We start from the raw sequence: 14847 nt of genomic DNA on the forward strand, positions 1-14847 counted from the left end.
AGGATGCAGCGGATGACCGAAATGGAAAGCGACCACGGGGCGGATTTGGCGTCGGGATGGGGCGAATTGCTTCAGCCCCAAAATCTCGCGGCGACGACGACCCTGTGCCTCGGGGTGGGCCTGTTCGCCTTCAACGAGTTCTTCATTTCGACGGCGCTGCCGACCGCGGTGGGCGAGCTTGGCGGGGCTGCACTGTTGTCCTGGGCTCTGACCCTCTATCTGGTGTTTGCGATCGTGGGCGGGATGATGGCCGCCGACATGAAGCGGCGGTTCGGCGCCCGGGCGACGCTTCTCGCCGCGGCTGGCGTGTTCGTCGCCGGAACGCTGCTGGCCGTCACCGCCGGCAGCATGGTCGATGTGCTGGCCGGGCGGCTGTTGCAGGGGGCGGGCGAGGGGGTGGTCGCGGCACTTTGCTATGCGCTGATTCCCGAACTGTTCCCCTCGCGCCTGGTGCCGAAGGTGTTCGGCGCGGAAGCCATGGTCTGGGCGTTGGCCGCGTTCGGGGGGCCGGTGCTTGCCGGGGCGCTCACCGAATACTGGTCGTGGCGCGCGGCCTTCTTCATCAGCGTTCCGGCGGCCGCGATCTTTGCGGCGCTGGTCGTTGCCATCGTTCCCCGTCGCGGGCCTGCAAGCCCTGCCCGAACCACCATCCCGTTTTCACGGCTTTTTGCCGCGGGAACCGCGATCCTGATGATTTCCGTGTCCGGCACGCTCGACGGGGTGGTGCCGGTCGCGGGCCTGCTGGCCGCTGCGGGGGCAATCCTGGTTTTAACCGTGCGCAGCGACATTGCATCGAGCAACCCGGTCTTGCCCAGCCAGGCCTTCTGGGTCTCCAGTCCGCTTGGGGCCGGTCTCTGGGTGGTGGTGCTGATGCCTCTCGCCCATGCGGGGACGAGCGTGTTTCTGGTCTATGCTCTGCAACACCTGTGGGACCTCGGGCCGACGGCCGCGGGTGCGCTCAGCGCCGTCATGGCCGTCAGCTGGAGTTCCTCCGCGATTGTCGTCGCAAGTCTGCGCACCCGCACCGCGCGCCATCGGATGCTGCTTGCCGGGCCGGTCTTGCTCACAGCGGGTCTGGCAGGGCTCACGGTCGCGAGCGTGAGCGGGGCGCTGTGGCTGGTGCTGCCGGCGCAGATCGCTTCCGGCGCGGGCTTCGGCTTCAGCTGGGGAACACTGAGCCAGCTGATGATGGAGGTGTCCGACGACGCCGAGCGCGACCGCACCTCGGCCATGCTGCCGACGCTGCAATCGGCCGGCTACGCCATCGGCGCGGCGGTGTTCGGCCTTGTGGCCAACACCATGGGCTTTGCCGAGGACATGCCGGACACGGTGCTCAAGACGGCGATGCTCGCCGTGTTCGCCGGCGCCACCCTGGTTGCGGCGGTCTCCATCCTGTTCGGCCTGCGCATGGGCTCGCTCGCCCGCGCGCAGGGCCGGTTCTGAACCGAGGCCGGGCGCAGGTTTTACGCGGCCGGGAAATAGCTCTGCAGCGGGTGCACCTCGAGATTGCCGGCCTTGAGCGCGGCGATCGCCTGGGCGGCCGACAGGCTGCCGGCCATGGTGGTGAAGTAGGGCACCTTCTGCATCAGCGCGGCGCGGCGCAGCGATTTCGAATCCGAGATCGTCTTGGCGCCCTCGGTGGTGTTGATCACCAGATGCACCTGCCGGTTCCGGATCGCGTCCTCGATATGCGGGCGGCCTTCGAGCACCTTGTTGACGCGCTCGACCTCGAAGCCTTCGCCCTTGAGGAAGTCGGCGGTGCCGGAGGTGGCCATCACCTTGAAACCCGCGCCGGTCAGGATGCGGATCGATTCCACCACGCGCGGCTTGTCCTCGTCGCGTACCGAGACGAACACGGTGCCTGAGCGCGGCAGGTCGACGCCGGCGCCGAGCTGCGCCTTGGCGAAGGCAAGCGAATAGTCGCGGTCGAGCCCCATCACCTCGCCGGTCGAGCGCATTTCCGGGCCGAGCAGGGTGTCGACGCCAGGGAATTTCGCGAACGGGAACACGGCTTCCTTGACCGCGATATGGGTGAGCTTGCGATGATCGGGAACGTCGCCATAGGCCGCGAACGCCGTGCCGAGCTTTTCGCCGGCCATGATCCGGGCCGCCACCTTGGCGATCGGCGAGCCCACGGTCTTGGCCACGAACGGCACCGTGCGCGAGGCGCGCGGATTGACTTCGAGCACGTGGATCACGTCGTCCTTGATGGCGTATTGCACGTTCATCAGTCCGCCGACATTGAGCGCACGGGCGAGCGCCACGGTCTGCGCCTCGAGCCGGTCGACCATCTCCGCCGACAGCGTGTGCACGGGCAGCGAGCAGGCACTGTCGCCCGAGTGGATCCCGGCTTCCTCGATATGCTCCATGATGCCGGTGACATTGACGTCGGTGCCGTCGCACAGGCAGTCGACATCGACTTCGATGGCATTGGTCAGGTAGCTGTCGAACAGCAGCGGATTGGTGCCGAGCAGGGTGTTGATCTGGCCGGTCTTGTCGTTCGGGTAGCGCGCCTTGATCTCTTCGGGCACGAGTTCCGGCACGGTGCCGAGCAGGTAATTGGACAGGCCGGTCTCGTCGCGGATGATCTGCATGGCGCGGCCGCCGAGCACGTAGGAGGGGCGCACCACCAGCGGGAAGCCGATTTCGGCCGCCACCAGGCGGGCCTGTTCCACCGAGTAGGCGATGCCGTTGTTGGGCTGGATCAGGTCGAGCTTGTGGAGAAGCTTCTGGAACCGGTCGCGGTCCTCGGCGAGGTCGATCATGTCGGGCGCGGTGCCGAGGATCGGGATGCCGGCCTTTTCGAGCGCATCGGCGAGCTTCAAGGGCGTCTGGCCGCCGAACTGCACGATCACGCCCTTGAGCGTGCCCTTTTCCTTCTCCTTGGTCAGGATCTCGAGCACGTCCTCGTCGGTCAGCGGTTCGAAATAGAGACGGTCGGAGGTGTCGTAGTCGGTCGACACGGTTTCCGGGTTGCAGTTGACCATGATCGCCTCGTAGCCCGCGTCTTTCAGCGCAAAGGCGGCGTGGCAGCAGCAATAGTCGAACTCGATGCCCTGGCCGATGCGGTTCGGGCCGCCACCGAGGATCACGACCTTCTGCCGGTCGGACACGCGGGCCTCGCAGGCGGGCAGGCCGGCAAACGGCGTCTCGTAGGTCGAATACATATAGGCGGTGGGCGAGGCGAACTCGGCCGCGCAGGTGTCGATGCGCTTGTAGACCGGGCGCACGCCCAGCGCATGCCGCGCCTTGGCCACTTCGTGGCTGCGCTTGCCGGTGAGCGAGGCGAGCCGGGCGTCGGAGAAGCCCATGGATTTGACGAGCCGCAGGTTTTCCGCGTCGGTGGGGATGCCGTGGGCGCGGATACGCGCTTCCATGGCGATGATCTCCTCGATCTGCGCCAGGAACCAGGGGTCGATCTTGCAGATCGCGTGCACGTCGGCGGCGCTCATGCCGAGACGCAGCGCCTGCGCGACCATCCGGAGACGGTCCGGCGTCGGCGTGCCGATGGCGGCCTTGATGGCGTTTTCGTCGTCGCCTTCGCCCAAGCCCGGGATCTCGATCTCGTCCAGCCCGGTGAGGCCGGTTTCGAGGCCGCGCAGCGCCTTCTGCAGGCTTTCGGGGAAGCTGCGGCCGATGGCCATGACTTCACCCACCGATTTCATCGCCGTGGTCAGAAGCGGTTCGGCGCCGGGGAATTTCTCGAAGGCGAAGCGCGGGATCTTGGTCACCACATAGTCGATCGAGGGTTCGAACGAGGCGGGGGTTGCGCCTTGCGTGATGTCGTTGTCGAGTTCGTCGAGCGTGTAGCCGACGGCGAGCTTGGCCGCGACCTTGGCGATCGGGAAGCCGGTGGCCTTCGAGGCGAGCGCGGAGGAGCGCGACACGCGCGGGTTCATCTCGATCACCACCAGCCGGCCGTCAGTGGGGTTGACCGCGAACTGCACGTTGGAGCCGCCGGTTTCCACGCCGATCTCGCGCAGCACCGCCAGCGAGGCGTTGCGCATGATCTGGTATTCCTTGTCGGTCAGCGTCAGCGCCGGGGCGACGGTGATGGAATCGCCGGTATGCACGCCCATCGGGTCGATGTTCTCGATCGAGCAGATGATGATGCAGTTGTCGGCGCGGTCGCGCACGACCTCCATCTCGTATTCCTTCCAGCCGAGCACCGATTCCTCGATCAGCACTTCGGTGGTGGGCGAGGCGTCGAGCCCGCGCTCGATGATGTCGAAGAATTCCGAGCGGTTGTAGGCGATGCCGCCGCCGGTGCCGCCCATGGTAAACGAGGGGCGGATGATGGCGGGCAGGCCGATCTGGTCGAGCGCGGTCGCGGCCTGCGCCATGGCATGGCTCATGTAGCGCTGCTTGCGGTCGGATTCGCCCAGGTTCCAGGTGTTCTCGAGCGCGTCGAGTGCCGCGTCCAGCTCGTCGCCCGACAGCCGCTCGCGCAGGCCCTTGCGCTCGGCCTCGTGCAGCTTGCGGTCGGCGTCCTTGATCTCGGTGGCGTTGGCGAGGAACGAGCGCGGGGTTTCGAGCCCGATGCGCGACATCGCCTCGCGGAACAGCGCGCGGTCCTCCGCCATGTCGATGGCTTCCGGCTTGGCGCCGATCATCTCGACATTGTAGCGCTCGAGCACGCCCATGCGCTTGAGCGACAGCGCGGTGTTGAGCGCGGTCTGGCCGCCCATGGTCGGCAGCAGCGCGTCGGGGCGTTCGCGGGCGATGATCTTGGCCACCACCTCGGGCGTGATCGGCTCGATATAGGTGGCGTCGGCCAGGCCCGGGTCGGTCATGATGGTGGCGGGGTTGGAGTTGACCAGGATCACCCGGTAGCCTTCCTCCTTCAGCGCCTTGACCGCTTGCGTGCCGGAATAGTCGAATTCGCAGGCCTGCCCGATGACGATCGGCCCCGCACCGATGATGAGGATCGACTTGATATCGGTGCGTTTTGGCATGGTCCGGGTCCCTTGTGTGCGGGCGTTGCGTGCGGCTTCGCGCGAAAAGGCCCCGCCGGAAACCGATCTCCGGGAGACGCGATGCGCAAGTTCTAAGGCTAGAGGCGGCTTATAGGGAAATGGATGCCGTGAGGGAACCCCCAATGCGGCTTTGTTAAGGGGAAAGTGAAGAGGGGATTTCGTGCCTCGGGCGACACGCGCTGCATCGGCCCGCTCGGTACGCCGTCACCCTCAACCGCGTTGTTGCCTGCCGATCCGTCCGCGCAACGGATGGGCGGAAGGCCGGGGCGGGATTTCGGCGCTCGGCCATGGCGTCCGCCGCTGCCGTTACCAATCGTTAATCCGCGTGCTTCAGGCTTAGCGTCACCCCACGGGCATGCTTCGGGTGTTTGAGGATTTTCACAGATGGTATTTCTGTCTCAGCTGGGCCAACGGTTGCGTGGCGATGCATGGTTTTGCGGTGCGGTGCTGACTTACACACTTCTCGCGCTCGGCTACCTGTTTGCGCTCGGCCAGACGTCTCAGCTCGCCTATGCCAATTACATCGGCCCCGCTGCGTTCACGTTTTTCGGAGTGATGCCGGCAATGGCGATCCTGTTCGATTTCGCCTATGTCATTCACCGCTTCAACGACCGCAGGCTGCTTGCCTTCAAACGGACCTTCTCGTCCCGGCGCCTCTCGGCGTTCGCGGCGGGGCTTGTGGTGCTGCTTGCCATCCCCGTGTTCCAGGGCACCTTCACCTCCGTGAAGATTTCCTTCGCTTCGCTGTACCATGGGTTTCCCTACGACCACCTGCTCGCCGACATCGACCGGTTCGTGCATTTCGGCCACGCTCCGTGGCGCTATCTCTACGCTGTCGCGGAAGTTCCGCTGGTGCGCACGGTCGTCGAGATCAATTACAACGTGTTCTGGCATCTCATCTGTTTCGGCGCCTTGTTCTTCGTGCTCACCTCGCCGCGGGGCGACCGGGTGCGCACCCACTATCTGATCATGTTCCTGCTGGTGTGGATCGGTCTCGGCAATGTGCTCGCCGGCCTGTTCCTGTCGGCGGGGCCCGCCTTCTACGGAGCCGTCACCGGGGATCACGCGCGCTTTGGCGAGTTGGTGGCCTTTCTGCACCAGAGCGACGCGGTCAACTCGGCAGCCAAGTTCCAGACCTATCTGTGGGAGCTGCACGAAGCCGGCAGGCCGGGGCTCGGGGGCGGGATCTCGGCCTTTCCGAGCGTGCATGTCGGCCTGATCACCATGAATGCCTGTTTTCTCGGCGCCTGGTCGCGCCGCTGGGGCATCGTCGCCTTCGCCTATGTCGGGTTCGTGCTCGCGAGTTCGGTGTATCTGGGCTGGCACTACGCGATCGACGGCTATGTCTCGATCCTGCTGGTGGTGGCCGCCTATCATGCGACCCGGCAGTTGCTGCAAAGAACCCGTGCGGCTGAACCGGCGCAATGCGCAAGCCTGGTGCCGGTGAACGCCTGACCCGCTCAGGGCCGCTTGCGCTGCAAATCCAGCAGCCATTCCACCACGTCCGCCTTCTCGTGCTCGAACAGGCGGAAGGTCGTCATCGGAAAATGGTCGGCTTCCAGGAAGTCCTCGAACCAGTCGCGGTCGCGCCCGGGCACCGCGACGATGGCGGCAAAGGGCGGCGCCATGTCGGGCGTCTGCGGGCTGCCGTCGCGGACATGGCAATCGCGGCACCATTCCTCGATCACCCGCTCTCCGCGCTTGGCCGCCGCATTGGCCGCGAGCGCGGGTGATGCCACGACACCGGGCAGCGCCGCGAGAGCCAGTGTCACGGCGCCCGCCAGACGGCCCGTCCGGTTTTGCCCCAAGCTCATGCCTCGTGCCCCATGGTCGCCTTCTTCTTTCCCGCCGCGATGCTGCGGCCGTTTCGACGTCACTTACCGGTGCGGCCCTTTCGGCGCACGTGCCGCTGCCGCATTGGCCTTGCGGTGCGCGCGACCGACCTGCCGGCCGGCGCGGTCTCGGCGCTGCAACCCGCATCCTGAGCAGATCCTGCCGCGGCAGGCGACCTTTAAGCCCATGGTGAAGCTGCACGCCGAGCCTGATCAGTGTGCCGCGCTTGTCAAGCGGGAAACGCTCAAGCACCGCGGCCATCCGGAGAAGCGGGGTGTTGAAACTCACCCCGGTGGCCCCTACAACAAGAGAGGCATCTGCGCCGAATCTGCCGGGAGAACTTGCACATGGACTGGAAGGGACGCCGTCAGAGCGGCAATATCGAGGACCGCCGCGGCGTGTCGCCCCGTGGCGGCAATCCCTTCGGCCGGGGCGGGATGCGGCTGCCGTCGGGCGGCATGCGCGTCTCCGGCATGAGCTTCAAGACCATCGTGTTCCTGGGCGTGATCTTTCTCGTGCTCAAGCTGATCGGCATCGATCCGCTGCAGATCCTGGGGGCGGACCCCGGCGGGGTGGCGAGCGAACAATCCTCGCCGTCATCGCCCCGGATCACCGAGGCCCGCAAGGACGAGATGACCCAGTTCGTCGCCACCGTGCTGGCCGAGACGGAGGATGTCTGGAACGGCATCATGAAGTCCCAGGGGCTGGAATATCCCGAGCCCACGCTGGTGCTGTTCTCGGGCGCGGTTCGGTCCGCCTGCGGCAATGCCAGCGCCGCAACCGGGCCGTTCTACTGCCCGGGCGACCAGAAGCTCTATATCGACCTGTCGTTCTACGACGAGCTGGCGCAGCGTTTTCATGCATCGGGCGATTTCGCCCAGGCCTATGTGCTGGCGCACGAGGTCGGCCACCATGTGCAGAACCTGATCGGGGTCCTGCCCAAATTCAACCAGATGCGGTCGTCGATGAGCCAGTCCGAGGTCAACAAGATGTCGATCCGGGTCGAACTCCAGGCCGATTGCTTTGCCGGCATCTGGGGCCACTTCACGGCTCAGAAGGGACTGCTCGAGAGCGGCGACCTGGAGGAGGCCTTGAACGCGGCGCAGCAGATCGGCGACGACACGCTGCAGCGGCGCACCCAGGGCTATGTGGTGCCCGAGAGTTTCAACCACGGCACTTCCGCGCAGCGCAAGGAATGGTTTGCCCGCGGTTTCGATTCCGGCCGGCTGGCTGCCTGCGACACCTTCAACAACCCGGTGTAACCGGCAACGCCCCTGCCTGGCGGGCGGGCCCCGGGGCACGCCCGCCTGCGCCGCGCGAATGCGCATGGCCTCCCCAGCTTGCGCCGGCGCGTGCGGCGCAAGGCTGCCGGTACCCCAATCCCTGCTTTCGTATATTAAGCCTTCCTAAAGGGCGACTGAACAATCTGCTTGTCCGCGGCCGCTCGCTTCTGCAAACGGGAGCGGCCCTGGCATGATGCCTGTTCGGAAGACCGATGAGAGGTCTGCAAGCCCACGCCCAGCAGGTAATCCCATCATGACACTGAAGACGCGCATTTTCCTTCTCGCTCCGCTCGCCATCATCGGGATGCTGCTGGTCGGATCGATCTTCTATTTCGGCAACACCGTCGACCAGCGATATCGTGCCGACATGGACCGGATGCTGAGCATCTACAATCTCGACCGCGACATCGAGAATGGGCTGCTGCAGGCGCGCCGGGCGGAGAAGGATTTTCTGCTGCGGGCCAACGAGGCCGATGTCGCCCGGCACAATGAGGTCTCCACGCAGGTTGCCGACCTGATCGGGCAACTTCACGACCGGATGGCCGAGGTGTTTCCCGCCGAACTCGGCCCCGAGCTCGACACGCTGCAGTCGGGCTTCGCGGGTTATGTCACCGGCTTTGACGCGCTTCAGGAGAAGAAGCGGCTGCTCGGTCTCGACGAGGAGAGCGGCTTGCAGGGCTCGCTGCGCAAGGCGGTGAAGGCGGCGGAAGGCGAGCTGGAAAAGCTCGAACATCCGGAACTCACCGTCAAGATGCTGATGATGCGGCGCCATGAGAAGGATTTCATCGCCCGCGTCGATGAAAAATACGTGGCGAGCCTCGACGCGCGCGTCGCCGAATTCAAGCAGTTTCCGATGGCAATGTTCGGCACTGCCGCCACCCGCGACGCGATTGTCGGGCTGATCGACACCTATCAGGCGGATTTCCATGCCTTCGCCGATGCGACGCTCGAGGAGCGCGCGCTGCGCCGCGAGTTGTCGGCGCTCTATGAGCGGATCGAACCGGTGCTGGCCAAGATCGGCGAGTTCCTGCTCGAGCGCCGCGACGCCACCGCCAGCGAGCTGGCTGCCGCCAAGCAAACGGTGTTCCAGGTGGTGCTCGGCGTCACGCTCGTTGCCGTCGTGCTGATGGGCATCGTTGCCGTGCTGGTCGCGCGCTCGGTCGGCAAGCCGCTGGCTGCCACCGTCGCAGCCCTGCAGGCGCTCGCCCGCGGAGAGACCGGGGTGGAGATCGAGGGCAAGGAGCGCAGGGACGAGATCGGCGCCATCGCCACCGCATTCGAGGCCTGCCAGGCGCTGGCGGTCGAGAAGGCGCTGCGCGAACAGGAGGAGGCCCGGGCACGCCAGGCCATCGAAAACGAGCGCATCGCCGAGGAAGCCCGGCGCGACCTCGAACGCAAGCGCAATCTGGAAACCGCCATCGGCGCGCTGGACGCGGCCCTCGGCCGGCTCGCCAAGGGCGACCTGACCTCGACCATCGCCGAGCCGTTCGCCGGCGAACTCGACAATCTGCGCACCTCCTTCAACTCCTCGGTCGTGAGCCTCAGCGAAACGCTCAAGAAGGTGCGGATCAACACCGACAACATCACCTCCAATTCGATGGAAATGCTCTCGGCGGTGCAGGAACTCTCCGGGCGGACCGAACGCCAGGCCGCTGCGCTCGAGGAAAGTTCCGCCGCGCTCGAAGAGATCAATGCCACCGTCACGAGTTCGTCGAACCGGGCCCAGGACGCCAACCGCAAGGTGGCCGACGCCAAATCCGCGAGCGACGCCTCGACACGGGTGGTCTCCGACGCGGTCGATGCCATGGGCAACATCAAGACTGCCTCCGACGAGATCTCCAAGATCATCGGCGTGATCGACGAGATCGCCTTCCAGACCAATCTTCTCGCGCTCAATGCCGGGGTCGAGGCGGCGCGCGCCGGCGAGGCGGGCCGGGGCTTTGCGGTGGTCGCCCAGGAAGTGCGCGAACTGGCGCAGCGCTCGGCCACGGCCGCCAAGGAAATCAAGGGCCTGATCAGCAAATCGACCGAAGCCGTGGAAAGCGGGGTGGACCTGGTCAAGGCAACCGGCGAAGCGCTCGCCACCATTGCCGGCCAGGTCAGCGACATCAACGAACATATCCATTCGATCGCGACGGCGGCCAGGGAGCAGTCCTCGGGCCTCCAGGAGGTCAGTTCCGCCGTGAGCCAGATGGATCAGGTGACCCAGCAGAATGCGGCCATGGTCGAGGAAACCACCGCGCTCACCCACCGCCTGTCGGACGAGGCTTCGGCCTTGTCGTCGCTGGTGCAGCGGTTCCGGATCGCCGGGCTGGACGCGGGCCACGGACAGGCCTCGCTCCGGGGCGCCGCCGCGCCGAAAGCCGCCGCGCGGGCGCAGCAGCCGGCCCGTCCGGTCTTCGCGACCCACGGTTCGGCGGCCCTCGCCGAGCAATGGGATGAATTCTGAGCCTGGGGGATCGGCCGCCTGACCGGTCTCCTCCGCGTCAGCGGGCGGCGCTCACTCGGCGTCGGGCGCGTCGCGGCTGACCACTTCCACCGGCGATCGCAGGACGATCTCGCGGTGCGGGAAGGGGATGCTGATACCGTTTTCCTTGAAGCTGTCCCACAGCGCGAGCAGCACCTTGCCGCGCACATTGGTAAGCCCCGCCTGCGGATCGGAGATCCAGAAGCGCAGCCGGAAATCGAGCGAGGAGGCGCCGAAGGCGGTCATCCAGCAGACCGGGGCGCGGTCGGTCAGCACCCGCTCGACCGAACCGGCCGCGGCGATCGCCAGCCGGGACACCTCATGGGGGTCGCTGTCATAGGAGACGCCGAAATCGACGTCGAGCCGCACCAGCTTGTCCGAAAACGACCAGTTGACCACCCGCTGGGTGATGAAATCCTCGTTCGGGATCAGGTATTCGCGTCCGTCGCGGGTGATCACCGAGACGAAGCGGGCGCGCAATTCGCGGATCCAGCCGAATGTCTCGCCGAGCGTGATCGTGTCGCCGGGCTTGATCGAGCGGTCCATCAGGATGATGACGCCGGAAATGAAGTTGGAAACCACCTTCTGCAGGCCGAAGCCCAGGCCCACGCCGACCGCGCCGGAGAACACCGTCAGCGCCGTCAGGTCGATGCCGGTCGATGACAGCGCCATCATGCCGGCCACGACGATCAGCGCGATCTTGACCATCTTGCCCGCCAGCACCTTGAAGGAGGGCGAGAGATCGCCGATCGCGGCGATGCGGGCGTCCAAAAAGGTGCCGAGCAGATTGGCGAGCCACAGGAGCCCGACGGTCACCACCGCGGTGCGCAGCACGAACAGCGCCGAAATCCGCAGATCGCCCACCTGCAGCGCGAGGCGGTCGAGAAAACCGGCCATTTCGGGCCGCAGGTCGAGAATGCCGAGCGCCACATAGATGAAAATGGAGAAGGCGATCAGCCGCGCCAGCGTCTTGTTGTGGATGATGCGGCTCGACACGGCGATGGCGAGCCAGGCGGAGCCGAGCGCCAGCGCAAGCGCCAGCAGATAGGTGCGCGACGGCCAGGTCATTTCCAGCAATATCAGCCGCGCGATCGCCAGGAATGCCAGGAAAAACACCCAATTGATCCGCCGCATGAAGGCGATGATGACCCTGAGCAGGCCCGGCTTGCCCTTGATGGCGCGGGCGCGGTCCTCGAGCCAGGGTTCGACCTTGAGCGAGATCAGCCAGGCGACCAGATAGCAGCCTGCCACGATGGCGATCTGGTAGTAGGTCCAGGGCTGGGCGAAATAGATCTTCCCGTCCTCGATCAATGCCAGCAAATTCTGCCACAGGGCGGGAAGGTCCAAGGTCTCCATCGTGCCATTATGGAAGCGAACGGGCATTTTGAGAAGGACGGATATCCGGCTGCCGCCCGCGGCCGTGCAGTGCGGCGACTGGTGCGTGTGCGGCGCCCGCGCAGCGGTGCCATGGCATTTGCGGCACAGTCGCCGTCTTCGCGTCGTGCGGAGCCCCGCAGAGAGCCTTGCCAGCCCTGCCGCGCGCGGGCATAAGCGGCTTGCCAGTGCAGGCCGGTTCAGGCCGGTTGAAGCCGGTTGAGACCGGATGAGGAGGAGGCGATGGACACTCTGAGCATGCCGACACGGGAACCCCGGAGCTGGGGCACCCATGTGCGCGCCACTTTGGCGCTGGGCCTGCCGCTGGTGGGCACCCAGATCGCGCAGATCGCGATTGCCACCACCGACGTCGTCATGCTCGGCTGGTACGGCACCGAGGAGCTTGCGGCCACCGTGCTCGGCTCGCAGGCCTTCTTCATCGTCTATATTTTCGGCGTCGGCTTCGCGAGCGCCATCCTGCCGCTCGCCGCCCAGGCCGAAGGGCGCAACGATCCCACCCATGTGCGCCGCTCGGTGCGGATGGGGATGTGGATCCTGCTCATCTACGCGGCGGTGGTGATGCCGTTCCTGTGGCAGCTCGAGGCGATCCTGATCGCGGTCGGCCAGAAGCCCGAACTCGCCGCCCTTGCCAGCGACTATATCCGCATTGCGCAATGGGGCATGTTCCCGGCGCTGATGATGATGGCGCTCAGGTCGTTCTTCGCCGCGCGCTCGCGGGCGGGCATCGTGCTGTGGTCGGCGCTGATCGGCACACTGGTCAACGGTGTCCTCAACTACATCCTGATTTTCGGCGCCTTCGGCGCGCCCGAAATGGGCGTGCGCGGCGCAGCCATCGCCTCGGTGGTCAGCTCCGCCGTGATCTTCCTGATCATGGCCGGCTGGGCGACGCTGCATCCGCGCCATCTCGAATACCGGCTGTTCCAGCGCTTCTGGCGGCCGGAATGGCCGGCCTTCTTCGAGGTGTTCCGGCTCGGCGTGCCGATCGGCTTCACCATCCTGGCCGAGGTCGGGCTGTTCATGGCGGCGTCGCTGATGATGGGCTGGCTCGGCACCGTCTCGCTTGCCGCCCACGGCATCGCCATCCAGCTGGCCTCGATCAGCTTCATGGTGCCGCTCGGCCTCTCGCACGCGGCCACCGTGCGCGTGGGCCAGGCCTATGGCCGTGGCGACATGGCGGAACTCGCGCGCGCCGCGCACACGGTGATGGGGTTGTCGGTGCTGATTTCCCTGGCTGCCGCCAGCCTGTTCTGGTTCATGCCGGAGACGCTGGTCGGCCTGTTCGTCGACAATGCCAACCCGGATGCGGCCGAGCTCATTTCCGTGGCTGTGCCGCTGCTCTTGGTGGCGGCAGCCTTCCAGATCGTCGACGCCATCCAGGCGATCGCGGCGGGCCTGTTGCGCGGCATCAAGGACACCCGCATCCCGATGTTCATCGCTGTGGTGAGCTACTGGCCGATCGGGCTTTCGGCCGCCTATGGCTTCGGCTTCGGCCTCGGCTATGGTGGCCCCGGCATCTGGGCCGGCCTCGCGCTGGGCCTCGGCGTGGCGGCGGTGCTGCTGAACCTCAGATTCGCGAACCGGGACCGGTTTCTGGATGTCGCCAAGGCTTGAGTGGCGGGCTCTGGGGCGGGGTTAGCCCGGGCGGTAGCTGGCTTTGAGGCCGGGTTCTGGAAGGGGATAGTGGCCGCGCCTGGGTCGGCTTGGGGCGGGGAGTGGACTTTTGATGCTGGTGGCAAAGCGCAGCGGGCCTACTTCGGGAGCAGACATTCAACAACGCACGGACTTCAGATCATTGATGCTGTTTTGGTGCTGATAGTGGTCACAATGGGATATTCATGTAAGACAATACATGGGCTGGACTGAATTTTGACCTGTGTTGGTTCGAAGATTAATCTAAAGCCGCATAGTCAAAGCGGCAAGAAAGCGGAGGTTTTTGCTTGTTGCGTTGACGTAAATCCAATCCCACAGGTATGGTGGAATTCCAATCCCACCTGTGGTTTGATTCCTTACCGCTAAGCATCGAGATTCGAACATCGCAAGTGTTCGATAAGCGGTATACCGTAATTCAGGTGGGGTGAAAAAGTCACCACCCGAAGGCGCGGTGAAGCCATTGAGACTCTGCTCAAGCCTCCGTAAATGAAATGGCAAGGAGGCCCGATATGGCTAAGTCAACGACAAGCACGACCAAAACCAGAACGCAGCCCAAACCGAGGCCACAAAAGTCTTCGACCGAACGCATCTTTGGTACGAGAGTGTTGTCGCATGGGTATACGGGGATTCCGAATATTCTCCTGCGAGGGCAAAAGCGGCTGGGTATCAACGCGACGCAACTTAATATTATCGCTCAACTTCTGAGCTATTGGATCAACCCTGAACGCCCGCCGTTTCCATCCAAGCGTGAACTTGCTGGGCGAATTGGGATTACCGAACAAACGCTGAGGATCAATGTCAAAGCGCTTGAAGAGCGAGGCTTGGTGATGCGGGAACAGCGCGTCACTGTGGCGGGCGACTTTGGAGCGAATACATACCACCTCAACGGGCTGGTAAAAAAGCTTAAAGAAATGGAACCGGATTTTGAAGAGGAACGCAAAGAAAGACAGGCAGCCCGCAAGCTGACGGAAAAGCCGAACGCCCGCGCGAATGCCCGAACCAGGAGGGAACAAAGCGATGGCGGCACAGAATAAACGCATCCTCTGTTTCATCGACGAATGCGGTACTGCTGGTGAAGACGGTTTCGCGCTTGGCTGCGTCATGGCTTGGGCACGCGAATGTGGGCGAGCGGATAAATCATTTAGCGACCTGCTGGAATCCAACGCCAATGAACTACATGCTGCGAGCCTAAAGCGTGTCGCATCTATTGTGCCTCATAGCCTGCAGCCTTGAAGAAGTTTCG

The 14847-nt window shown here is 65.0% G+C and carries 9 protein-coding genes; 6 read left to right on the top strand and 3 right to left on the bottom strand.

What is annotated here, in order from left to right; all coding sequences use genetic code 11:
- Nucleotides 1–12: 12 nt before the first annotated feature.
- Entirely contained in the window at nt 13–1443 is a 1431-nt protein-coding gene (locus tag AWJ14_RS12495; protein ID WP_066179467.1) for an MFS transporter, read from the top strand.
- Between the two features lie 20 nt (nt 1444–1463).
- On the opposite strand, the gene carB is transcribed toward AWJ14_RS12495, so the two are convergent.
- A complete protein-coding gene (gene carB / locus AWJ14_RS12500) occupies nt 1464–4955 on the bottom strand; it encodes a carbamoyl-phosphate synthase large subunit (RefSeq protein ID WP_066179469.1) in 3492 nt (1163 codons plus the stop codon).
- Nucleotides 4956–5360: 405 nt separating this feature from the next.
- Here carB and AWJ14_RS12505 point away from each other — a divergent pair, with 405 nt between their 5' ends.
- Entirely contained in the window at nt 5361–6431 is a 1071-nt protein-coding gene (locus AWJ14_RS12505) for a phosphatase PAP2 family protein (protein WP_066179473.1), read from the top strand.
- 5 nt (nt 6432–6436) lie between these two features.
- On the opposite strand, the gene AWJ14_RS12510 is transcribed toward AWJ14_RS12505, so the two are convergent.
- Complete coding sequence (locus AWJ14_RS12510) at nt 6437–6748, bottom strand: hypothetical protein (protein WP_210183536.1); 312 nt, start codon at nt 6746–6748, stop codon at nt 6437–6439.
- Nucleotides 6749–7156: 408 nt separating this feature from the next.
- Here AWJ14_RS12510 and ypfJ point away from each other — a divergent pair, with 408 nt between their 5' ends.
- Together ypfJ and AWJ14_RS22840 are read left to right on the top strand one after the other, a co-directional pair.
- Complete coding sequence (gene ypfJ / locus AWJ14_RS12515) at nt 7157–8071, top strand: KPN_02809 family neutral zinc metallopeptidase (RefSeq protein ID WP_066179486.1); 915 nt, start codon at nt 7157–7159, stop codon at nt 8069–8071.
- Nucleotides 8072–8345: 274 nt separating this feature from the next.
- Nucleotides 8346–10541 (top strand): methyl-accepting chemotaxis protein, encoded by a 2196-nt coding sequence (locus AWJ14_RS22840; protein WP_066179491.1) that lies wholly within the window; start codon nt 8346–8348, stop codon nt 10539–10541.
- Between the two features lie 51 nt (nt 10542–10592).
- Here the strand turns inward: AWJ14_RS22840 and AWJ14_RS12525 are convergent, their stop codons facing one another.
- Nucleotides 10593–11915 (bottom strand): mechanosensitive ion channel family protein, encoded by a 1323-nt coding sequence (locus AWJ14_RS12525; RefSeq protein WP_083220234.1) that lies wholly within the window; start codon nt 11913–11915, stop codon nt 10593–10595.
- 261 nt (nt 11916–12176) lie between these two features.
- On the opposite strand from AWJ14_RS12525, the gene AWJ14_RS12530 reads away from it, so the two are divergent.
- Nucleotides 12177–13565: an MATE family efflux transporter gene (locus tag AWJ14_RS12530; protein ID WP_066179494.1), complete on the top strand. Its 1389-nt coding sequence runs from the start codon at nt 12177–12179 to the stop codon at nt 13563–13565.
- A 548-nt stretch (nt 13566–14113) separates the two neighbouring features.
- Nucleotides 14114–14638 carry a helix-turn-helix domain-containing protein gene (locus AWJ14_RS21935; protein ID WP_083220232.1) on the top strand — a complete coding sequence of 175 codons (525 nt, stop codon included), beginning with the start codon at nt 14114–14116 and terminating at the stop codon, nt 14636–14638.
- Nucleotides 14639–14847: the final 209 nt, after the last annotated feature.

This window comes from Parahoeflea olei, assembly GCF_001703635.1.
In the GTDB taxonomy this organism is placed as follows: Bacteria; Pseudomonadota; Alphaproteobacteria; order Rhizobiales; family Rhizobiaceae; genus Hoeflea; species Hoeflea olei.